Here is a 22,049-nt window from a genome sequence, read left to right as displayed (position 1 = left end):
AGGTTTCGCTGCTAACACAATATGGTCTTTATTTTGCTTGTTTTTAATTAGGCTACTATGAGCTTTCTTAATATATTTAGTGCTACCACCACTTCGTTTAATTTTGCAACAGAACTCAAAGACTTCCAGATACCCAAAGGTAGAATCATGGCGATCTCTGAGAACAGCGCTCCATGAACAGGACAAATCGCCGAATATGCCTATACTGGTGGTTGATGATGACGAAGACCTTGCCCGCTTGCTTGCGCTCCGCCTTCAATTAGTGGGAGGCTATGAAGTATCCGTGGCCCACTCTGCGGCGGCAGCTTTTGAGCGGCTTGGCATACAGGGCACAGAGTCAGCCGCCACTATCGATCTAATCTTGATGGATGTGGAGCTACCGGGAATTAATGGAATCGAAGCCTGCCGCCGTTTAAAAAGTCACTCTCTGGGGCAAGATATCCCGGTCATCATGATGACCGGCCATGATGACCAGGGGAGCTTGGAAGCAGCCTTTGAGGCGGGTGCCGTGGATTATGTGACTAAACCTTTTGATAACGCCAGTCTCATGGCGAGGGTTCGTTCTGCCTTGCGTTTAAAGGAGGAAATTGGGGTTCGCAAACAGCGGGAACAAGAGTTATTGGATTTGACCCGCCGCCTAGAGATGGCTAATGAGCAACTACGCCAGCTAACCTCACTTGATGATTTAACTGGAATCGCTAATCGGCGACAATTCGAGGTGACTATTCATCAAGAGTTTCAGCGCGCGATGCGCAATAAGACAGCGCTCTCGTTGATCATGATCGACATTGATAACTTTAAGGTTTATAACGATATTTATGGTCATCAGACTGGCGATAATTGCTTGCGCCGGGTGGCGGCAGCGCTGGATTCTGTGCTTAAGCGGCCCAATGACTTGCTTGCCCGTTACGGGGGAGAAGAATTTGCTGTTATTCTTCCAGAGACTAGCAGCAAGGGCGCTAGCAATATAGCTGAAAGCTTGCGCCAGGCGGTAGAAATTCTGAAAATCCCTCACTCGTATGCTTCCCAAAATAATTTGCGAGTCACCGTCAGCTTAGGGGTGGCCACTCTTATCCCCCAGCGCGGCGATGAGCCTACTAAACTTATTTCCGTAGCGGACCAAGCTCTGTATCAATCCAAGCATGCCGGGCGCAATCAAGTATCCGTGGCCGGTATCTAAAAAACTGATCTAGATGATTGGTATGAAGCAGGGAACGTTGCCGTTTTTTCAATTTTTAAGTGCCTTCGTACCATGGAAATTAAAATGAAAATGAATTTTCTAGACTTTGAACAACCCATTGCTGAACTTGAGGCTAAAATTGAGGAGTTACGCTTTGTTGGTGATGATGCCAAGTTAAATATTTCGGAAGAAATTCAACGTCTCAAAGCTAAAAGTAAGACATTGACCGAGTCAATTTTTGGCTCTCTTACCGATTGGCAGATTGTGCAATTGGCCCGGCATCCCCAGCGTCCCTATACGCTGGATTATATCCATCAGCTTTTCACCAGTTTTGAGGAACTCCATGGTGATCGGAGTTTTGCTGATGATAAGGCTATTCTGGGAGGGGTGGCACGCTTAGAAGGGAGGCCGGTAGTCGTCATTGGGCATCAGAAAGGCCGGGGCACCAAGGAAAAGGTGGCCTGTAATTTTGGTATGCCCCGCCCTGAAGGTTACCGTAAGGCTTTGCGGCTAATGCAGTTAGCGGAACGCTTTAAGTTGCCAGTGTTGACCTTCATTGATACTCCGGGTGCCTATCCAGGTATTGATGCGGAGGAACGGGGCCAAAGCGAGGCGATTGCCCGTAATCTATATGTGATGGCAGGGTTAAAGACTCCGATCATTGCAACGGTGATTGGAGAGGGGGGCTCGGGGGGGGCGCTTGCGATTGGCGTAGGTGATCGAATCTTCATGCTCGAGTACAGTATCTATTCTGTGATATCCCCTGAGGGCTGCGCTTCTATTTTATGGAAAAGCGCGGATAAAGCGCCAGATGCGGCGGAAACTTTAGGGGTTACTTCGAAACGGCTTAAAGATCTCGATCTCATTGATCGTGTTATTCATGAGCCTTTAGGGGGCGCCCATCGGAATCTGGAGGCCATGGCGGAGAAGCTTAAGCATGCTTTAAATGAGCAATTAGATTATTTAAGCGAGCTGCCTGTGGACAAATTATTGGAACAGCGCCAGCAGCGGCTGAGACATTATGGCCAATTCCAGGAATAAGCCCTCAACATGGGGTTTTCATCCGGCCATTTGCTTGAAATTCTCCAACAATTATCTTCTTGTCGCGGTTATCGGGTAGCCTATAGCGGCGGGCTGGATTCTCAAGTGCTGCTTTATAGCTTGGTGCAGTTGGGTCCTAAATTGCCGGGAAGCCTTATTAGCGCTATTCACATAAATCACGGGCTGCACCCCCGCTCTGGAGAATGGTCTCTCCATTGCCGTGAAAGCTGTGCTGCATTAGGGGTTGGGTATGAGGAGGTCAAGGTAAATGGCCATCCGAGAAAAGGAGAAAGTCCCGAGGCAGCTGCTCGTGAGGCCCGCTATGGCGCGCTTCGGAGTCGGATAGCCCGTGGAGAATGCCTGCTAACCGCTCAGCACCAGGATGATCAAGTCGAAACCCTCTTGCTGCAACTTCTGCGAGGGGGAGGACCTGCTGGGTTGGCGGCCATGGCAAAAGCGGCGCCGTTTGGGCAGGGCCGATTACTGCGTCCTTTACTTTCTTTCTCCCGATCTGAATTAAAGATCTATGCGGAACAGGAGGGTTTGGTTTGGGTTGAAGATCCCAGTAATTTTGATCTCGAGTTTGATCGTAATTACCTGCGCCATAAAATTTTACCCTTACTATGGCAGCGTTGGCCAGGGTTAGGCCGGACCCTGTCTCGGGCCGCGCTTCATCAGGCTGACGCCGCTTGGTTGCTCGACCAACAGGCCCAACGGGAACTGGTTGCAGTTAGCGCCGATAAACAGGGACTTTCAGTGCAGGCGCTCCAAGCGTTAGCGCCGCCCCAGCGGCGCAATTCCCTGCGCTATTGGTTTAAACAGATGCAACTGCCTCTTCCTGATAGCATTCATTTACAGCGTATTCTGGAGGAAGTCTTGCTTGCTCCCGAGGATGCCCAGCCTCTGGTTGCTTGGCCGGGAACAGAGGTTCGGCGTTACCGCGACCGCCTATATGCCCAGAAACCTCTGCCTCCCCATGATGCGGCGGAGGTTTTGGTTTGGGAGGGAGTCGAGCCTTTGGCGTTGCCTGCTGGGGTTGGCGGGGTATTGGTTCCTAAACGGACCCGGGGGCTGGGTTTGGATGCAATGCGGCTGCAGCAAAATCCCATGACCATTCGCTTCCGCCAGGGTGGGGAACGTATTCGCTTGGTAGAGCGGGGTTATCGTTGCTCTTTGAAAAAAATTCTCCAAGAGCGGGGGATTCCCCCCTGGCAACGGAGCCGCATTCCGATGGTCTATGTGGACGATAAGCTTGCCTTGGTAGTTGGAATTGGCGTTGATGGGGATTTTGCTGCCGCGCCTGGGGAAGCGGGTGTCGTTATCGAATGGATTCTTTAAAATTCCTGGCATTGAGGAAAAGTGGGGATTCTGTTAGTTTATGCAGTTGTTCTGCAGTTACTCCCATCATCTTTAATTCCTCAATATTTTGATGACTAAGTTTATCTTTGTCACTGGCGGTGTTGTATCTTCCTTGGGCAAGGGTATTACCTCCGCTTCCCTTGGCGCCCTTCTTGAGGCACGCGGACTTGCGGTTACCTTGGTTAAGCTTGATCCCTATATTAATGTGGATCCGGGCACCATGAGTCCTTATCAGCATGGGGAAGTGTTTGTTACCGGGGATGGTGCGGAGACCGATCTCGATTTGGGCCATTACGAACGTTTTGTGCGTATGACTATGTCCCGGCGTAACAATTATACGACAGGTCGAATTTACGAGAATGTCATTGCCCAGGAGCGTCGGGGAGCCTATCTTGGCAATACAGTTCAGGTTATTCCCCATATTACGGATGAAATTAAGCGTTGTATTTGCGCGGGCGCGGATAATGCTCAGGTGGTGCTAGTAGAAATCGGCGGCACGGTGGGGGATATCGAATCCCTGCCTTTTCTAGAAGCTATCCGCCAGATGGGGGTAGAGTTAGGCCGGGAACAAACGCTTTTTATGCACTTGACTTTAATTCCTTTTATCCGCTCCGCGGGGGAGCTTAAGACCAAGCCAACCCAACATTCGGTAAAGGAGTTGCGATCCATTGGTATCCAGCCGGATGTTTTGGTATGCCGTTTGGAGCATCCCTTACCAGAGTCAGAGCGGCGCAAGATCGCTTTATTTACCAGTGTACCCGAGCGGGCGGTAATTTCAGCGGTGGATGTGGACAGTATTTATAAGATCCCCCTTGAGCTGTATGCCCAGAGACTAGATGAAATTGTGGTGGAGCAACTGGGCCTTGACACAGGTCCGGCTAACCTGGCGGAATGGCGGCAAGTGATTGATAGTTTGGAACATCCTCATACCGAAGTGACTGTGACTCTGGTGGGTAAGTATGTGGACCATAGGGAGGCCTATAAATCCCTTTCCGAAGCGTTGATTCATGGAGGAATACATACCCGCACCCGGGTGAATATTACTTATCTGGATTCTGAAGAAATCGAAGTTCAAGGTACTGGGGGATTGGAATCTGCAGATGCCATTCTCATCCCTGGTGGTTTTGGCGAACGCGGCGTTGAAGGCATGATAGAGGCAGTCCAGTATGCCAGAGAAAATGGTGTGCCCTATTTGGGGATTTGCCTTGGCATGCAGGTGGCGGTGATTGAGTTTGCCCGCCATCAGGCGGGCATGAAAGATGCCCACAGTACTGAATTCAGCGAGCATACCCCGGACCCGGTGATTGCCTTAATTACGGAATGGCGGCGGGCGGATGGAAGTATTGAACGGCGTGATGAGCAGATGGGTTTGGGCGGCACGATGCGCCTTGGCAATTATGAATGTGAGTTATTACCTGGGAGCCGGGCAGCAGCTTTATACGGCCAAGAGAGAATTACTGAACGGCATCGGCATCGTTATGAGTTTAATAATGATTATCGGGAGCTGTTAGAAGGGGCGGGTTTGGTGATGGCTGGCACTTCTTTTGATGGAAACTTGGTGGAGATGGTGGAAATTTCTCATCACCCGTGGTTTGTTGCCTGCCAATTCCATCCCGAATTCACTTCAACCCCCCGTGACGGCCACCCTCTTTTTAACAGTTTCATTCGTGCTGCCGCTGAGCATCGCCGCCGGGTAACGTTAAAGTCTAGCAAGGATAGTTAAAAGTATGGAATTATGCGGGTTTGAGGTGGGTTTAGAGCGGGCCTTGTTTCTGATTGCAGGTCCCTGTGTGATTGAGAGTGAGCAACTGGCCTTGGATACGGCCGGCAGACTGAAGGAAATGACAGAGCGCCTAGACATTCCCTTTATTTATAAATCCTCCTTTGATAAAGCTAATCGAACTGCCGTGGAAAGTTTTCGTGGGCTTGGCATGGAAGCGGGTTTGGGTATTTTGGAGAAGGTTAAAGCAACCCTTAGGGTACCGGTGTTGACTGATGTTCATGAGGATACGCCGTTACAGGAGGTCGCAGCAGTCGTGGATGTGTTGCAGACTCCAGCTTTTCTCTGCCGGCAGACCAATTTCATTCAGAACGTTGCCCGCCAGGGACGGCCCGTCAACATCAAAAAAGGGCAGTTTTTGGCCCCTTGGGATATGAAGCATGTAGTGGAAAAAGCCAGGGCGGTTGGCAATCAGCAAATTATGGTCTGTGAGCGAGGTGTTTCATTTGGCTACAATACCCTGGTTTCGGACATGCGCAGTCTAGCAGTTATGCGGGATACGGGCTGCCCTGTAGTTTTTGACGCCACTCATTCCGTTCAGCAACCCGGAGGAAAAGGAGGATGTTCTGGCGGGCAGCGGGAATGGGTGCCGGTACTTGCCCGTGCGGCTGTGGCGGCGGGGGTGGCAGGAGTGTTTATGGAAACCCATCCAGATCCGGAGCGGGCCTTAAGCGATGGTCCTAATGCCTGGCCGTTAGGGGCGATGGAAAAATTATTGGAGACTTTAAGCACCATCGATAAGACGGTGAAAACGGATGGTTTTCTCGAAGCGGAATACCGCTAAATGAATGGGAGCAGGGAAACTTAATGAAATGAGTAAAATCATTGATATCATGGGGCGAGAAATTTTAGACTCCCGCGGTAATCCCACGGTAGAGGCGGATGTTGTTCTCGAAGGGGGAGTGCGGGGGCGGGCTGCGGTACCTTCTGGCGCTTCAACCGGCACTCGGGAGGCCGTGGAGTTGCGAGACGAAGATTCTAGCCGTTATGGGGGCCAAGGGGTGCTTAAGGCCGTGGGCCACATTAACGGCGACATTCGCCAGCGATTAGTGGGGCAGGAAGCGGAAGCCCAGGAGAGCATCGATCAGGCCATGCTCGATCTGGATGGCACGTCCAGCAAAAGCCGTTTGGGAGCCAATGCCATTTTGGCCGTTTCCCTGGCTGTAGCGCGGGCAGCGGCTCTGGCAGCGGAAAAACCCCTCTACCACTATTTAAGCGCAGATGAGCGCTTCCAGATGCCGGTACCCATGATGAATATCATCAATGGCGGGGCCCATGCGGATAACAATGTGGATCTGCAAGAGTTCATGATTGTGCCGGTAGGGGCGAGCAGTATCGCAGAAGCGGTGCGCTATGGCGCCGAGGTATTTCATGCGTTAAAAAAAGTGTTACGGGGACGAGGTTTGGGCACAGGCGTGGGTGATGAGGGTGGTTTCGCGCCGGATCTTTCATCGAACGTGGCTGCTATTGAAGTGATCCTGGAAGCGATTACCCAGGCGGGTTTTGAGCCTGGCCGCGATATCAGCCTAGCCCTGGATACGGCGAGTTCCGAATTTTATCAAGATGGCCGTTATGTACTGGCTTCAGAGGGTAAGACGCTCGATAGAGAGGAGTTTACGGGCGTTCTTGCTGCTTGGGTGGAGCAGTATCCCATTCTCTCCGTGGAAGATGGCATGGCGGAGGACGATTGGGAGGGCTGGGCTTTGCTAACCCAACGCCTAGGCCAGCGAGTGCAGCTCGTAGGGGATGATTTGTTTGTCACCAATACCGCTATTCTCAAGGAAGGCATTAACCGAGGTATAGCCAATTCCATTTTAATCAAGGTTAATCAGATTGGGACTTTAACCGAAACCCTGGCCGCTATCCGTATGGCCCAGGAGGCGGGTTATACGGCAGTGATTTCCCACCGCTCTGGAGAAACCGAAGATACGACGATTGCGGATCTGGCCGTGGCTACCCAGAGCGGTCAGATTAAAACCGGTTCCCTATCCCGGACAGACCGAGTAGCTAAATACAATCAGTTGCTGCGAATAGAAGCGGAACTCGGGGGCAAGGCCCATTACCCAGGGCGTCAGGCTTTTACACACCGCTAGCGAAAAGCCTATCTATGTCCCATGAAGTTCATTGTTGGCTTGTTATTAGTGTTGTTGTTAGCACTTCAATACCAATTGTGGATAAGCAAGGATGGTTTGGGGGAACTGCGGCAGTTGAGTCGTAGTATAAAACAGCAGCGGCATGAGAATGCCACCTTGATTGAACGTAATCAGGTTCTAAAAGCAGAAGTCCAGGATTTAAAAAGTGGTCTTGATGCTCTGGAGGAACGGGCACGAAGCGGGCTAGGCATGATTAAACAAGGGGAAACCTTCTTTCAAGTTGTCGAAGAACCATGAGTTCCAGCTATTGGGCGGTGGTGCCGGCTGCCGGGGTAGGGAAGCGCATGGAGGCCGATATTCCCAAGCAATATCTTCCCCTTAGGGGCAAGACGGTCATTGAGCATACTCTGGCCAGGCTGTTGCAGCATCCCCGTATTCAGGCAGTTGTGGTAGCCGTCTCTTCCGAAGATAGGTGGTGGTCCGGACGCCTTTTCCAGGATAATGAGCGTATTATAAGGGTGGCAGGTGGTGCGGAACGATGTCATTCAGTCTGCAATGGATTGGAGGCTTTGATGTCCTTAGCGGCGACTAAGGATTGGATTCTGGTGCATGATGCGGCCCGGCCTTGCCTGCGGAAAGAAGATATTGACCGCTTGATAGAGACTCTCCACGATCATCCCGTGGGAGGATTATTGGCGTTGCCCATCAGCGATACCGTCAAGCGCGCCGATGCAGGAGGAACCGTGCTGGAAACAGTTGATCGGAAAGGGTTGTGGCGGGCTATGACGCCCCAGATGTTTCCCCTTGCAAAGCTCTATCAATCCTTACGGGAAGCGATTGCCGCTGGTGTGCAAGTGACCGACGAGGCTAGCGCAATGGAGTGGGCTGGATTTTCCCCCCGGCTGATAGAAGGATATTCGGATAATATCAAGATTACCCACCCCCAGGATTTGGCCCAGGCGGAGGTCTTTTTGAAACGGCAGGAGCGTGGAGAATGAGAATTGGGCATGGTTTTGACGCCCATCGCTTTGGTTCGACGGGAAAGTTGGTTTTGGGGGGTGTAGAGATTCCCCATGAGCAAGGTTTAATCGCCCATTCTGATGGTGATGTGGTAATTCACGCCCTGTGCGATGCTTTATTGGGCGGTGCGGCTTTGGGCGATATCGGGCGCCATTTTCCGGACACTAGCGCTGAGTTTAAGAATGCGGACAGCCAAACATTGCTTCATCGGGTGATGGTCTTGCTGAAGGAACACGGGTTTAAGGTAAGTAACGGGGATATGACGATTATAGCGCAGGTTCCCAAGTTGGCCCCTTATCTTCCAGCCATGCGTGAAACCCTGGCTCTTGTGCTTGGATTACCTCTGCAGCGTTTCAATATTAAGGCGACTACTACGGAAAGAATGGGCTCCATTGGGCGGGAGGAAGGTATCGCGGCCCATGCGGTAGTATTATTGCTGGAAGAAAAATAATGGAGGCGGATGAGGCTGGGCAGCAAGTGCTTGCCTATGGCGGAGATCCGCCTTTGGCAACCGCCCTGCTCCGGTGCCGTCCAGAAGACTTCCAGGTGGTGGAAGAACTTCCCTTCGCTCTCTCTGGGGAGGGGGAGCATGTCTGGCTTTTACTTTGTAAACGTAACACTAATACTGTCTGGTTGGCGCGCCAGCTTGCCCGCATGGCCGGGGTGCGGCCAGTAGATGTGGGTTACGCAGGGTTAAAGGATCGTCATGCCCTGACCACTCAATGGTTTAGTGTTAATTTGAGCGGAAAAAAAGAGCCAGCCTGGGCTACAGCGCTAGAGTCTGTGGCGGTTCAAGTGCTTAAGGTGATCCGCCATTCCCGAAAATTGCAGCGAGGCGCCCTCAGGGGAAATCGTTTTCTGTTGACCTTGCGCCGTTTCCAGGGCAATCGGGAGGTCGTTTGTGACCGCCTAGCACAGATTAAAGCCACCGGGATTCCCAATTACTTCGGGCCGCAGCGTTTTGGCCGGGGGGGCCAGAATCTGGCTCAAGCGCAGCGCTGGTTTAGTGGGGGCAAACCACCCAGGGAGCGTTATTTACGGGGACTGCTGCTCTCGGCAGCACGTGCTTTTTTATTTAATAGGGTTTTGTCGGAGCGCGTTCAGGCGGCTAATTGGCAGCAACCACTTCCAGGCGAGGCGCTTATCCTGGATGGCAGCCATGGCTTTTTTGTAGCGGAGAGCATAGATGAAGCCTTGCAAGCCCGGGTGAGGCGCTTCGACTGCCATCCTAGCGGCCCTTTATGGGGGCGAGGGGAATCTCTCACTAAGAGGATGAGCAGGGCTCTTGAGGAAGAGGTATTGGCGGATTACGCATTATGGCGGGAAGGTCTGGAGCAGGCAGGTTTAAAGCAAGAGCGCCGTAGTTTGCGTTTAATGGTAGCCGATTTGGAATGGTCTTTTCCTGCTACGGATAGCTTGCAGCTTCATTTTCGTTTACCCGCTGGGGCTTATGCCACCACCGTATTGCGGGAAGTGGTCAGGACCCAAGAGGCGGTGGGACAGTCTTTCCTTTTAGATGAATAAAATAGGGGACAATGGGAGGCGAGAGAGTAGTTGTTCTGCAAATCCGTTTTTTCTCCCCGAAAAAAGGATTTGATGCGCATCCTCTCTGGCGCGCTCCTGGGAGCATCTTTCGGATGTCTCGATTCGCCAAAAGCGAATCGGTGCGGGGATTTCCCTATCCCCTGCCTCCAACCACCCCCTCTCTAATACTTCAAGACTTTTGCCAAGAAGCCAAAAGGGAAAAGCTTCTTTCAATGGGAAAGGCTGGGGTGGCTTGCTGCAATGTCGGTTGATTGTCTTTGAGCGCCAGCTTTGAGTGTGGCGATGCTTTTCCGCAGGCTTTTTTCTACCCAGCGGGTGAAGTTGGAATGAGGGATCAAGCCTTGCCCGTTCATGACATACTCCAGGCCATCTAAATGGGTGGCATAGGGTCCAGAGCCATAAAGCCGGTTGGAAACGACGATGGCCCGGCCTTCTCCTTTATTGGCCTGTTCGATAAAAGCGCGGATTTCGCGTACCGCTTTGGCCCGCTTATCGGGCCAGTCCTCTCGTAGGGACATAGCGCGGATGTCACGGAAGGGGGACGGGAGCGCAGCTTTGATGGCAGCGATGTTATGGTCAGTAATGAGGGCAAGATCGGCCGCATTCGTTTCATCACTTCTGCCGCCGTGGGAGAGAAGAAGAACGCTTTCTTGCGGAGGATTCTGGCTTACCTCTAAAACCCGGTCTTTAAGAATTTCCGAGATTAGAGGATCGGTCTGATAGCCGCCGGTGGTGACAAAGCTGATGGAGGTATGCACGCGCTCAGGTATTCCGCCATGGTTGTGGGTTGGTGGCGTCAAACGGAGTCCAAGAATATAGTCGCTGGCCTCGCGCAGATGGCGTGGCAAGGCGTAGAGGCGTAAGAAGACCCCGTGGCGCACGCCTGCGTTTTCCAACTCTTTTACCGCTTGGGCGATAGTAAAAGAGCTTGCCATGCCGAAGGCGAAGGCTGTTGGGTAACGCTCCACCATGCTTGGCATGGCAGCGATGATACCGTCATTATAAGGCGCGGTGGCGCCGTGGGGCATGATAATGATGCCAAGGGTTTCTTCCGTTACGGGAACATGGGCATTCACCATTCGCTGGAGCCAGGTGCGCACTGCCGGGTGAGGCATGAGACTCTTGGCGACGCGTGCCCCGTTGCGGCCATAATCCCGCGCTAGCGAGGCTTCCAGGGACATGTGGGGGGTTGCTTTGGGGCCAATGGCCACGGGAATAATGAGAGTATGCCCTGCCTTAGAGAAGCGCTCCACCAGGGCCTCCGTCTCAGTTTTCGCTGTTTCTACTTCTAAACCTGATACCGTATTGGCGTAGGTAACTGCAACGGCCGTTTCGGAAAAGGTAATATGGGGACGAATATCGTTGAGAAGACGCTCGCCCAGTGATTGCAGATTGGCAGCGCTTGTGGTATCGCTGGCGCCTGATAGCCATAGCACAATTCGTTCCGTCTCTGGCGTTTTACTCACCGAATTAATTCGGTCGAGCACTATTTCCCGCAGAAGGTAGCTTTCTTCTAGCGCGGGCGTCCAGGTGAGGGTCGCCGGCGCCATAGCGGTTTCAATTTTGTCGCGAAAAAGCCCGAGATGATGATCTGTTTCCGAGACGAAAAGGGGAACGGCGATAATTTTATTTGCTCCCCGCTCATGAAAAAAACTCTGGGCCGTGTTGATATAATCCTTATAGCCGTTCTCGATACCCTGATAATCGGGTCCGATGAGCAGAAGCTTCACCGGATATTCCGAGTCTAGATCAGCGGTGGTAGCTGTAAGTTCTTGATTGCCGACGGTACCCCGGTCTTGGGCAACTACCAGAATGCCTATTTTTTCCGAGGCGCCAGCAAGGAGGGGGAAGACCCATAGAACAAGTAAGAAAAACAGCCGAGACATTATAATTTATTACCTCATCTTATTAAGGAAGTAGACGAGGACCGGAGTTCGGCCCCCTGGGGCTTATTTATCTTGTAAAATTTAATGCCGACCTGGCTTCATGCTGACCGGCGTTAGGGGTTCATGGGAATAGGAGCGCCCCAAGGTTAAGCGCTGCCAATCGTCTAGTAGATGTAAGTAGGTTGCGCGACATTCTGGCTCGTTTTGGACTACGGGATGCTCGCTGAGTAGGCGCAGATAACGGGCGACGGTCGAGGCCAGGTAAGGGGAAGCGTGATGGGTATAACGAAGCATAAGCCGGCAGGTGACCGCCTGGAGTTGAATAAGGCCCTGGGGTGGGAAAGTGCTGGGGGAATATGCTTTATGATCAGTCATGAGGGGACTCCTTAGTTAAGGGGGATGGGGGTTAGAATTGATAAGTGAGCGCTACCTTGAAGTTACGCCCCGCCTCCTCGATCACCGAAAGATAGCGTCTGTATTCTTTATTGGTTAGATTGTCGATACCAAAATCCATTCGCAGCTCTTTGAGTCCAGCGGAGGAAAGCAGCCAAGTGGCATATAGGTCATAGACGCTATAGCCAGCGGCCTCTAGCACACCAGGAGGCACGCGATCTTGCTTGGCAACAAAGCGGCCCCGTCCACCGAACACAAGCCCCCAGGGGGAAAAACGCCCGCCTAGATTAACCACGCCCTTGGCAGGTTGTACGTTGGTGAGGGGTAAGCCAGTATTAGTGTTTTCACCGTATGTGCGGCCAAAACTAGCCCCGGCAAAAAAGTACTCACTATCATAGCGAACGCCCGTTTCGAAACCGTGGAGACGCGCCTTATCAAGGTTGGCATTTTGCGTCGTACCGGCCAGGGTATTGACCTTTAGATCGATAAAATTATCGGCTTTAGTATCGAAATAGGTAAATTCCAGATTTAGCCGATCCGTTGCCGTCAGTAACTCTTCCCAGGCACTCTTGAAACCGGCTTCCCACGTATAAACCGTTTCTGGTTTAAGATCTGGGTTGGGGATGAAGAAATTATCGGGAAAACGGCCTGGAACTCCTCGGAAGTGGAGTCCTTCGGTGAAACGCTCGGGCAGGGTAGGGGCTCGAAATGCCTTGCCGTAACTGCCCCATAGGTTGAGCCAGGAAGCGAGGTGGATCATCCCGCCGATACGGGGAGAAATGGCCTCATCGGTGGTGCTCCCGCCAGCCCCCTCTTCTAGCTCTAACGTATAGCGGTCATAGCGTACCGCCGGAATAAGACTGAAGTATTGCCCAAGGGAGATTTCGTCTTGAATGTAAAATCCCCACACATCGCTGTTCGCTTTGGGAAAGGAGGGCCGGGGATTGCCATTTTCCCGACCTTCCTCTTCATCCTTGAAGTAATTCACCCCTAAAGTAATTGTTTGCATTAAAAAATCTTGAGGATCGCCAAAATCCATGCTGTTTTGGAGATTAAATCCGGTGGTGATAAACTCGCTGGTGGTTTGCCTGCCGCTTTCCAGGCGATTTCGGCTGTCGCGCAACTCATTGCGGTAAACATTGAATTTGGGTTTAAACCAAGGATGAGCGGAATCATCATAGCTATACTGGAAGGTGTAGGTGCGGCGTTCGATTTTGGTCGCGGCATTTTCATTGGCCCCGTCCGATACGGTTTGGGGATTGGCGGGAAAAATACCTTCGGTACTAAAGTAATCGCCGCCAATACGCAGCCGATGGGCGCCAGGTTTATAGCTCACGCGGGCCAGTCCGGAAAAGTTTTCCGCGGCCGAGCTATCTAGTTCTTGGCCGCTGGCCAGCGTGATATCGCCGGAGTCCCGATAGGAAAAATTACCCAGGAAATCCCAGTCAGAAGCCCGTCCGAGCAGAGCGGCGCTGGTTGAACCCTCATTATTAACGCTTTGGTAACCGCCCTTGAGCCGAGCGCCGAAACGTTGGCCGGGGGCAAGAAAATCGCTTGCCTCCCGGGTAGTCATGGTAACAACTCCGCCGAGGGCGCCGCTGCCGTAAATCGCCGAGGCCGGCCCGCGCAGGACATCAACCCGTTTCAGTAGATCCGGCTCGATAAAAAAACGGCCAAGATGACCTATGCTGGAATCCTGCCGGGCGCCATCGATGGTCGTCAGGATTCGCTCGCTGCTCAGACCGCGAATCGTCAGGGTTTCGCCGATAGGACGGGGTCCGGAGGTGAAATCGACGTTAGGCAGGACCTGTAAGAGATCATCCATGCTTTGGGCCTGGCGGCGCATAATCTGTTCGCTATCCATAACACTTACCGAAGCAGGTAATTCCGCCAAGGAGCGTTCAGTGCGGGTAACGATGACGGTCATGGGCTCAAAAGCATGATTTTCTGCCTTCAAAGGTGGCTTGGTTTCTGCTTGCGCGATCATCCCGGCCCATAGGGCCGGCGGGATGATCGCTGTTGTCGTGTATCTTATTATTTTTCTCATCCCTTGCTGTTTCCTCTCTAACCCTCTCGATGCTCTGCCATCATCAATAAAATTCACTTGCTCTCCAGCAAGCGGCAGATATATGCTAATAATAATTTGGTGATAAATAATAATCATTAGCATTTAATAAATCAATATTTAGTTTTGTTTATTACAGGAGTGCCCGTGCCGTTTTTATTTTCTGTTACAGGGTGGAGGTATATTCCTATCCTGTAGTATTACGGCTACGGTGTCAGAATGGGATCAGTGCCGGTCTTATTGTAACCAGCAGGATTTTATAATAGATGGGGCGGAATCTACCCACCCGTTTAGTCCAGGAGGGGACAGGGGAAGTTTTCTTAAGAAGAAGCCTTTTCCCCTTTCTCCTCCCACCACTGCTGAGCCTCGGGCATATCCAACGGCTTGCTGATAAAGTAACCTTGGATTAAATCACAGTGGTGTTTTTGAAGATACAGCAACTGCTCTGGCGTCTCTACGCCTTCCGCTACCACCTTGAGATTGAGGCTATGTCCCAGAGCGATAACAGCTTTAGTGATGGTCCGGCTTTCAGGGTCTGTAGGAATGCCCTGGATGAAAGAACGATCAATTTTGATGCTATCGAAGGGGAGGTTTTTCAAGTAACTTAATGAAGCATGGCCGGTACCAAAATCATCCACGGAAATATGGACCCCCAAGGCGCTTAGGGACTGAAGTGTATTGAAGGCGGAGTCCATATCTTCGAGGAGAAGCCCCTCTGTAATTTCTACTTCTAGCGCGGATGGCGCCAGCTTTGTCTTCTCTAATAGGGTGGCAATACTCCCCGCCAAATCCGGCTGGCGAAATTGGCGGGGAGAGAGGTTGACCGCTATTCGTAACGGGCCCGGTCGAAGTTGCCGCCAGCTTACGCAGCTTTGGCAGGCGGTTTCTATTGCCCAGGCGCCAATGGGAATGATAAGCCCCGTTTCCTCTGCTAGGCGAATAAAGGTTTGGCGGGCGAGCATACCATGCTGCGGATGGCGCCAGCGGAGCAGGGCCTCAAAACTTGAGGTTCTGCCGGTTGCTAGGTTCAGTTGGGGTTGGAACTGCAAGTAGAGATTGCCGCTCTCAAACGCGCTTTGCAGATCCTTAGCTAGTGCCATCCGGGGGTGGGCCCGAGCATTAATGGCGGGGGTATATAATTGGTAGTTGTTCTGGCCCTCATGTTTAGCGTGGTACATGGCGATATCAGCATTTTTGAGCAGTTGCTCCGCTTTATTTCCATCACTGGGAAAGAGAGTAATTCCAATACTGGCACTGTTATGTATTTCATGTCCTAGAATTTGATGGGGCCTAGCTATGGCGTCAAGAAGTCGCTGGGCAAGGAGGGTTACTTTATCAACCCCTAGAGCGGGAGTTTGAATAATGGCGAACTCATCGCCTCCGATCCGCAGAGCGGTATCCGTGGGCTCTAAGCAGTCCTGGAGGAGCTTGGCGACTCGGGTTAATTCTCTATCGCCAGCCTCGTGGCCAAAGCTATCATTGATTTCTTTAAGTCGGTCAAGATCTAGGAACAACAGGGCCAGTTGCCGGGTTGCCCCCATGGCCTGTTCTAACCGATTTCGAAGCAGAGTGTGATTGGGGAGCCCGGTGAGGGTATCATACGGGGTAGGATGGTGATCCGGGTTGTCCACGGTTTGGTTTTTCTGTGGTTGGGCGCGAGACAATCGCTGAGAACGATAGAAACCAAAGGCGATCAATATAAGCCCCAAAATTCTGAGTGCGCCTTCTACGAAAGTATCCCAGAACCAGGGTTCCTGGGTGAATTCTTCTAATAGACCCAACAAAAGACTGCATAGGAGTAGTTCCCAGCCTCTAATCAAAATATTGCGCTCCAGGCGCAAAATAAAAGGATAGGTAATGGAGGCTGCCGCTAAAATTACCGCCTCAAGCATGATTTTGTTAATATCAAAGCTAGCTTTGAGGGGAAAGGCGAAAAACCAACCTAAAGCGATACCCAGTGCAAGCAGCATGAATCCCCCGCCCCTGTACCATAGAGACGAGGGCCTTGAGCAGGCATACTGCAATTTATTAGGCATGAATAACTATTTTAAAAAGAATGGATACCATCTGCTAGTTATTAAAATTATCTCAAATACTTAATTGATAATTATACTGGCATAGCTGGTAACCCAATATTATAAAAAGATGCAATATCTTCCCATATTCCTGAATATACGCGGGCAGCAGTGCCTGGTTGTTGGCGGAGGCGCCGTAGCTGTCCGAAAAGCTGCGCTGCTTCGCCAGGCGGGCGCTGAGGTTAAAGTGATTGCCCCGAAACTGCATGAGCAGTTGCAAGAATGGGTTGAGAAGGGGGAAATTACCGCCCAGCAGGCGCCTTTTAGTGAAAACGACATAAAAAGCTGTTATTTAGTGATTGCGGCAACAGATAATTCTTCCCTCAATGAGCAGGTCTATCATTTTGCCAAGGCTCGGGAAATACTGGTTAATGTAGCGGATTGCCCCCGTTTTTGCGATTTTATTTTACCTTCTATCGTGGATAGATCGCCGATAGTAGTGGCAGTTTCTAGTGGAGGAGCTTCCCCGGTATTGGCCCGTTTGCTCCGCGCCCGTTTAGAGACTCTCATTCCCCAAGCTTATGGCCGCCTAGGCCAATTTGCAGCGCGTTATCGCAGCCGGATTAAGCAACGTATTACGGGCATAAGAGCACGGCGTATTTTTTGGGAAAAGGTGTTGCAAGGCAGTATTGCCGAGAGAATTTTTGCAGGCCGGGAAGATGAGGCCGGGAGCACTTTAGAGGCAGCCTTGGAAAATGGATTTGTGCCTGAGCAGGGAGAGGTTTATTTAGTTGGCGCCGGACCGGGGGACCCGGATCTTTTGACCTTTCGCGCCTTGCGTCTTATGCAGCAAGCTGATGTGGTTTTTCATGATCGTTTGGTGAGCCAGGAAGTGCTTGCTTTAGTCCGACGCGAGGCGGAACGCGTTTATGTAGGCAAAAAGCGCTCTTGGCACGCGGTGCGGCAGGAGGAAATTAATATGATGCTGGTACGCTCCGCGCGGGAGGGGAAGCGCGTATTGCGCCTTAAAGGAGGCGATCCGTTTATTTTTGGCCGGGGCGGAGAAGAAATTGCTACCTTGGCGGCAGAAGGCATTCCTTTTCAAGTGGTGCCTGGAATTACTGCCGCTTCAGGCTGTGCAAGCTATGCAGGAATACCCCTCACCCACCGTGACTATGCCCATGCCTGTATCTTTGTCACTGGACAGCTCAAAGAGGGTCGTTTGAATTTGAATTGGCAGGCACTGGTTCAGCCCCAACAAACTATCGTGGTTTATATGGGCTTATCAGGACTTGAGATCCTGTGCCAGGAATTGATAGCCCATGGGATGCCTACCGTCACGCCGGCCGCTTTAGTGCAGCAGGGAACCACTTCCCGGCAGCGGGTCTTGACGGGGACACTGGCAACACTGCCCGGTATCGTCCAGGGGGAAGACATTCATGCTCCTACTTTAGTTATTATCGGTGGAGTCGTTGCGCTTTATCCCCAGCTTGCTTGGTTCCAGACTCCTGGTAGAGAGCAGCTCGATTCATAAATCAAATAACGCCAAATGCCAGCATAGCCTCGGCAACATGGCGGAAAGCGGCGATATTGGCGCCGATCACGTAGTTGCCAGGGCTACCGAATTCCGCGGCGGTTTCATAGCAGTCTTGGTGAATGCCCGTCATAATTTCATGTAGTCGTTGTTCAGTGTGCTCAAAAGTCCAGTTATCCCGGCTGGCGTTCTGTTGCATTTCCAGGGCTGAAGTAGCGACGCCGCCAGCATTGGCGGCCTTGCCGGGGCCATAAGCCAGATTCGATTCCAAAAACACCTTTACGCCACCGGGCGTGGTCGGCATATTGGCGCCTTCGGCTACAGCAATGCAGCCATTGGCCACTAGCGTACGGGCAGCCTCTGCATCCAGCTCATTCTGGGTCGCGCAGGGTAGCGCTATCTGGCAGGGAATATCCCAGACTTGGCCACCTTCGATGTATTGAGCGTCTGGATGTTCGTCGGTATAATTTCGGATACGGCGTCGCTGGATCTCCTTGAGCTGTTTAACGGTATCCAGATGGATGCCACTCGCGTGGTAGATCACCCCATTGGAGTCGGAACAGGCTACGATCTTGGCGCCCAGCATCTGTAGCTTCTCTATGGCGTAGATGGCGACATTGCCGGAGCCAGAAACCACGCAGGTCTTGCCCTCCAGGCTGTCGCCACGGGCCTTGAGCATCTCCTCTGCAAAATAGACGGTTCCGTAGCCGGTGGCTTCACGGCGCACCAAGGCTCCCCCCCATTTTGGACTTTTACCGGTGAGCACACCCGACTCGTAGCGGTTGGTAATGCGTTTATACTGGCCGAACAGGTAGCCGATCTCTCGCCCGCCTACGCCAATGTCGCCGGCCGGCACGTCGGTGATCTCGCCAATATGACGGTACAGCTCGGTCATAAAACTTTGGCAGAAGCGCATCACCTCGGCATCTGATTTGCCTTTGGGATCGAAGTCTGAGCCGCCTTTACCACCGCCTAGGGGCATGCCGGTGATAGCGTTTTTAAAGACCTGCTCGAAGCCAAGGAACTTAATGATGCCAAGATAGACGGAAGGATGAAAGCGCAGGCCACCCTTATAGGGACCGAGGGCACTGTTGAAGCCGACTCGAAACCCCCGGTTAATTTGCACCTCGCCGCGATCATCTTGCCAGGGCACGCGGAAGATGATTTGCCGCTCAGGTTCGCAAATACGGGCGATGATTTTCTGATCGGCATATTCCGGATGATGGCGCAGCGCAGGTCCCAGGGTGTCGATGACCTCTTTCACTGCTTGGTGAAATTCACTCTCACCAGGATTGCGTTGCACGACCTGTTCGAAAATGCTTTGAATTCTTGCTTCTGTTTCCGACATTGTCAGTTTTAAATTTTTGTGGACTGAAAGGCGCAACAGTATAACCAACTTTGCGCTGAGACCGCACCCCTAATTTTTCTGTAGGGCCAGGATTCTAAAGTGAAGCGGATGAATCCAGGTTCAAGAAGATGGCTATTAAAAAGCTTCTGGGGTAAAGCGTATCGACAGATCCACGGCTCGGACATCCTTGGTCAAGGCGCCTACCGAAATATAATCGACTCCAGTTTCCGCCACTTGACGGACATTCTCTAGGGTAATGCCGCCAGACGCTTCCAATTTGGCCCGCCTCTGAGTAAGCTGAACCGCCTCTTGCAGCAAGGGGATATCAAAGTTATCAAGCAGCAGGATATCAGCCCCGGCGGTGAGTGCCTGTTGCAGTTCATCCAGATTTTCCACTTCTATTTCCACTGGAAGATTTGAATTTGTAGTACGAGCCTGGGCTACCGCCGCCGTAATGGAGTCCGCTGCTAAAATATGGTTTTCTTTAATTAGAATGCCATCGTAGAGACCATGGCGATGGTTGTGGCCGCCTCCACAGCGCACCGCATATTTCTGCGCCTGGCGCAGGCCAGGCAAGGTTTTACGGGTATCTAATATGCTAACGGGCAAGCCTTCCAGGGCGGAGACGTAACGGTGGGTTATGGTTGCGGTCCCGGAAAGGGTTTGAAGGAAATTTAAGGCGGTGCGCTCGCCACTTAAAAGGGGTCGGGCAAGGCCGTGCAGAGTACATATTACTTGATGGGCGAAAATGGGATCTCCATCTGTCTTTGTCCAATCAACTGTGATGCTAGCATCTAATTGGCGAAATACTTCATTAAACCATGCAGTCCCGCATAATATTGCCGTTTCACGGCAGATAATGGTAGCGGTGGTTTTAGTAGTGGCTGGGATTAAGGTTGCGGTGACATCACCGGTACCGATATCTTCGGCCAGTGCTCGATGAACTTCTGTTTCAATGGAGATGGGAAACATAAATAGCTTATTGCGAAAGGTTGTAAAAATCTATTTTTAATGCTGGATTATAGCAATGTTTATTAGATTGCTTTGTGGTTTTTCATGCCTCGCGCTAAAAACAAACCTATCGCACGCTTTGCTAGCAGGCTTGGAGGGAAAAGTCATAGAGTATAAATCTCTCCCTCCAAGCCTGTAGAGTAAGTATAGGCAATGAGTAAAGTCGTTGCTGGGAAGTTTTGGATAGACGTGGATAGCGGCTGGCTCGCCAATGCCCGTCATGTGGTCTCGCCCAACCAAGATGAGCGGCCCCCGGGTATGGTTGCGGAATGGGTCGTGATCCATGGTATTAGTTTACCTCCTGGAGAGTTCGGAGGACCATGGATTGATGCGCTCTTTACCAATCGTCTTGAGGTGGCCGCCCATCCTTACTTTGATGAAATTCGTGGGCTGCGGGTCTCTGCCCATATTCTCATTGCAAGGGATGGCGCTGTAACCCAGTATGTGCCCTTTCACAAACGAGCCTGGCATGCAGGTTCGTCTATGCTTAAGGGTCGTTCCCGATGTAATGATTTTACTATTGGGGTAGAACTGGAGGGCGCTGATACCGTACCCTATGAAAAGACACAATACCAGGTGTTAGCAAAGCTGATAAATGTTTTGGCCGAAGCTTATCCTACCCTTTCCAAGGAACGGATCGTGGGGCATAGTGATATCGCGCCTGGTCGTAAAACCGATCCGGGTCCTGCTTTTGAGTGGATGCGGCTCAAATCTTTGCTTGCTTAGCGGCGTTTCTCCCAAAGTATTTCTTTCGCTCCTGCTGTTCGGGTAAGCTCCCGGGCCATGACGAACAAAAGGTCTGAGAGGCGGTTAAGGTATTTCAGGCTTTCCCCATTGACGGCTTCCTCCTTGGCAAGGCTGACGAGTCGCCGTTCTGCCCGCCGGCAGGTCGTGCGAGCAAGGTGACAAATACCTGCGGGAAGGGTACCCCCCGGTAAAATAAACTCCTTAAGTAGCGGTAATTTTTCATTTAGGCTGTCCAGCAACCGCTCTAGATCTTGCACTTGATTAGCTTGGATAATGAGGGCAGAGGGTATGCTCAACTCCCCACCCAGGTCAAAGAGCTCATGCTGGATATGGGTTAAACTTTGATGGAGAGCATTGGGTAGGGGATGAGCAAGCAGCAGGCCAAGCAGGGCGTTTAGCTCATCGATGGCGCCAATAGCCTCGATGCGGGGATGGTCTTTGGGCACCCGCTGTTTGGGACCCAAGCTCGTAGTTCCCTGATCGCCCGTGCGGGTATAGATTTTGGATAAACGGTATCCCATAACAGTGTATTAACCTAATATAGCATTCATACATTAAGTATAAACCAAGGGGAGAAAACTTATGGAACAAGCAAAGGCCAAATTTGCTATCGGACAGGTGGTGCGCCATAAACTATTCCATTATCGGGGAGTAGTGGTTGACGCTGATCCCAGCTTCCAAGGCAGTCCGGAATGGTATGAACACATGGCTTGCTCCCAACCGCCAAAAGATCGGCCTTGGTATCATATTTTGGTCAACGATGCGGATTATGAAACCTATGTGGCGGAGCGAAACCTTGATCTTGATGGCTCGGGACAGCCTATTAATCATCCCGCGGTAGGTCTGTTTTTCGATGAGCTGCATGAAGGAGTCTACCGTTGCCAGCGTCATATCAATTAAATCTCTTTTCTTTTGCTTTAGTTTTTCCCTAAGCGTACTCATTTCTGCTAGCCTTGCCTGTGTTGGAGAAAAGTCACGTTCGGCGAGAATGTATTCGATAGAGCGAAAGCGCCGTTCAAACTTATCGCTGTA

At 51.7% G+C, this 22,049-nt stretch carries 20 protein-coding genes; 13 read left to right on the top strand and 7 right to left on the bottom strand.

The genetic code is table 11. The annotated features are described in order from the left end of the window. Positions 1-196: 196 nt before the first annotated feature. The 10 genes from NWAT_RS11090 to truD all read left to right on the top strand — a co-directional run bounded on the left by NWAT_RS11090 (position 197) and on the right by truD (position 9,997). Positions 197-1,180 carry a GGDEF domain-containing response regulator gene (locus tag NWAT_RS11090; RefSeq protein ID WP_013221161.1) on the top strand — a complete coding sequence of 328 codons (984 nt, stop codon included), beginning with the start codon at positions 197-199 and terminating at the stop codon, positions 1,178-1,180. 84 nt (positions 1,181-1,264) lie between these two features. Further along, the gene (locus NWAT_RS11085; RefSeq protein WP_013221160.1) at positions 1,265-2,221 is read left to right on the top strand and encodes an acetyl-CoA carboxylase carboxyltransferase subunit alpha; all 957 of its coding nucleotides are present in this window, start codon (positions 1,265-1,267) and stop codon (positions 2,219-2,221) included. A 9-nt stretch (positions 2,222-2,230) separates the two neighbouring features. After that, positions 2,231-3,559 (top strand): tRNA lysidine(34) synthetase TilS, encoded by a 1,329-nt coding sequence (gene tilS / locus NWAT_RS11080; protein ID WP_013221159.1) that lies wholly within the window; start codon positions 2,231-2,233, stop codon positions 3,557-3,559. A gap of 91 nt (positions 3,560-3,650) precedes the next feature. After that, the gene (locus NWAT_RS11075) at positions 3,651-5,303 is read left to right on the top strand and encodes a CTP synthase (RefSeq protein WP_013221158.1); all 1,653 of its coding nucleotides are present in this window, start codon (positions 3,651-3,653) and stop codon (positions 5,301-5,303) included. 4 nt (positions 5,304-5,307) lie between these two features. Further along, positions 5,308-6,144 (top strand): 3-deoxy-8-phosphooctulonate synthase, encoded by an 837-nt coding sequence (gene kdsA / locus NWAT_RS11070; protein ID WP_013221157.1) that lies wholly within the window; start codon positions 5,308-5,310, stop codon positions 6,142-6,144. Between the two features lie 28 nt (positions 6,145-6,172). Continuing rightward, positions 6,173-7,453 (top strand): phosphopyruvate hydratase, encoded by a 1,281-nt coding sequence (gene eno, locus NWAT_RS11065; RefSeq protein ID WP_013221156.1) that lies wholly within the window; start codon positions 6,173-6,175, stop codon positions 7,451-7,453. Positions 7,454-7,474: 21 nt separating this feature from the next. Then, entirely contained in the window at positions 7,475-7,750 is a 276-nt protein-coding gene (ftsB, locus tag NWAT_RS11060; RefSeq protein ID WP_002809146.1) for a cell division protein FtsB, read from the top strand. After that, positions 7,747-8,451: a 2-C-methyl-D-erythritol 4-phosphate cytidylyltransferase gene (gene ispD / locus NWAT_RS11055; protein WP_013221155.1), complete on the top strand. Its 705-nt coding sequence runs from the start codon at positions 7,747-7,749 to the stop codon at positions 8,449-8,451. Before ftsB ends, ispD begins: the two co-directional genes overlap by 4 nt. Beyond that, entirely contained in the window at positions 8,448-8,924 is a 477-nt protein-coding gene (gene ispF / locus NWAT_RS11050) for a 2-C-methyl-D-erythritol 2,4-cyclodiphosphate synthase (RefSeq protein ID WP_013221154.1), read from the top strand. The genes ispD and ispF overlap by 4 nt, the downstream gene beginning before the upstream one ends. Further along, positions 8,924-9,997 (top strand): tRNA pseudouridine(13) synthase TruD, encoded by a 1,074-nt coding sequence (gene truD, locus NWAT_RS11045; protein ID WP_013221153.1) that lies wholly within the window; start codon positions 8,924-8,926, stop codon positions 9,995-9,997. The genes ispF and truD overlap by 1 nt, the downstream gene beginning before the upstream one ends. 230 nt (positions 9,998-10,227) lie before the next feature. Here truD and NWAT_RS11040 read toward each other — a convergent pair whose 3' ends face one another. The 4 genes from NWAT_RS11040 to NWAT_RS11025 all read right to left on the bottom strand — a co-directional run bounded on the left by NWAT_RS11040 (position 10,228) and on the right by NWAT_RS11025 (position 16,332). After that, the gene (locus NWAT_RS11040) at positions 10,228-11,904 is read right to left on the bottom strand and encodes a hypothetical protein (RefSeq protein ID WP_013221151.1); all 1,677 of its coding nucleotides are present in this window, start codon (positions 11,902-11,904) and stop codon (positions 10,228-10,230) included. 81 nt (positions 11,905-11,985) lie between these two features. Beyond that, positions 11,986-12,279: a hypothetical protein gene (locus NWAT_RS11035; protein WP_013221150.1), complete on the bottom strand. Its 294-nt coding sequence runs from the start codon at positions 12,277-12,279 to the stop codon at positions 11,986-11,988. 31 nt (positions 12,280-12,310) lie between these two features. Further along, positions 12,311-14,344 carry a TonB-dependent hemoglobin/transferrin/lactoferrin family receptor gene (locus NWAT_RS11030; RefSeq protein WP_157679888.1) on the bottom strand — a complete coding sequence of 678 codons (2,034 nt, stop codon included), beginning with the start codon at positions 14,342-14,344 and terminating at the stop codon, positions 12,311-12,313. Positions 14,345-14,682: 338 nt separating this feature from the next. Beyond that, a complete protein-coding gene (locus NWAT_RS11025) occupies positions 14,683-16,332 on the bottom strand; it encodes a putative bifunctional diguanylate cyclase/phosphodiesterase (protein WP_232420106.1) in 1,650 nt (549 codons plus the stop codon). A gap of 175 nt (positions 16,333-16,507) precedes the next feature. On the opposite strand from NWAT_RS11025, the gene cysG reads away from it, so the two are divergent. Beyond that, the gene (gene cysG / locus NWAT_RS11020) at positions 16,508-17,911 is read left to right on the top strand and encodes a siroheme synthase CysG (protein ID WP_013221147.1); all 1,404 of its coding nucleotides are present in this window, start codon (positions 16,508-16,510) and stop codon (positions 17,909-17,911) included. Position 17,912: 1 nt separating this feature from the next. Here the strand turns inward: cysG and gdhA are convergent, their stop codons facing one another. Together gdhA and nadC are read right to left on the bottom strand one after the other, a co-directional pair. Continuing rightward, positions 17,913-19,259 carry an NADP-specific glutamate dehydrogenase gene (gene gdhA / locus NWAT_RS11015; protein WP_013221146.1) on the bottom strand — a complete coding sequence of 449 codons (1,347 nt, stop codon included), beginning with the start codon at positions 19,257-19,259 and terminating at the stop codon, positions 17,913-17,915. A gap of 135 nt (positions 19,260-19,394) precedes the next feature. Next, positions 19,395-20,231 carry a carboxylating nicotinate-nucleotide diphosphorylase gene (gene nadC, locus NWAT_RS11010; protein WP_013221145.1) on the bottom strand — a complete coding sequence of 279 codons (837 nt, stop codon included), beginning with the start codon at positions 20,229-20,231 and terminating at the stop codon, positions 19,395-19,397. A gap of 192 nt (positions 20,232-20,423) precedes the next feature. Here nadC and ampD point away from each other — a divergent pair, with 192 nt between their 5' ends. Beyond that, positions 20,424-20,996: a 1,6-anhydro-N-acetylmuramyl-L-alanine amidase AmpD gene (gene ampD, locus NWAT_RS11005; RefSeq protein WP_013221144.1), complete on the top strand. Its 573-nt coding sequence runs from the start codon at positions 20,424-20,426 to the stop codon at positions 20,994-20,996. Here the strand turns inward: ampD and NWAT_RS11000 are convergent. Beyond that, on the bottom strand, positions 20,993-21,538 hold the full coding sequence (locus NWAT_RS11000; protein WP_013221143.1) for a cob(I)yrinic acid a,c-diamide adenosyltransferase: 546 nt from the start codon (positions 21,536-21,538) through the stop codon (positions 20,993-20,995). The two genes, ampD and NWAT_RS11000, sit on opposite strands and share 4 nt — an antisense overlap. A 61-nt stretch (positions 21,539-21,599) precedes the next feature. On the opposite strand from NWAT_RS11000, the gene hspQ reads away from it, so the two are divergent. Next, a complete protein-coding gene (hspQ, locus tag NWAT_RS10995; RefSeq protein ID WP_013221142.1) occupies positions 21,600-21,917 on the top strand; it encodes a heat shock protein HspQ in 318 nt (105 codons plus the stop codon). Positions 21,918-22,049: the final 132 nt, after the last annotated feature.

The sequence above is a fragment of the Nitrosococcus watsonii C-113 genome (genome assembly GCF_000143085.1).
Classification (GTDB): Bacteria; Pseudomonadota; Gammaproteobacteria; order Nitrosococcales; family Nitrosococcaceae; genus Nitrosococcus; species Nitrosococcus watsonii.
Note: the sequence above shows the minus strand (reverse complement) of the source record. Positions and strands in the feature narration are given on the sequence as shown.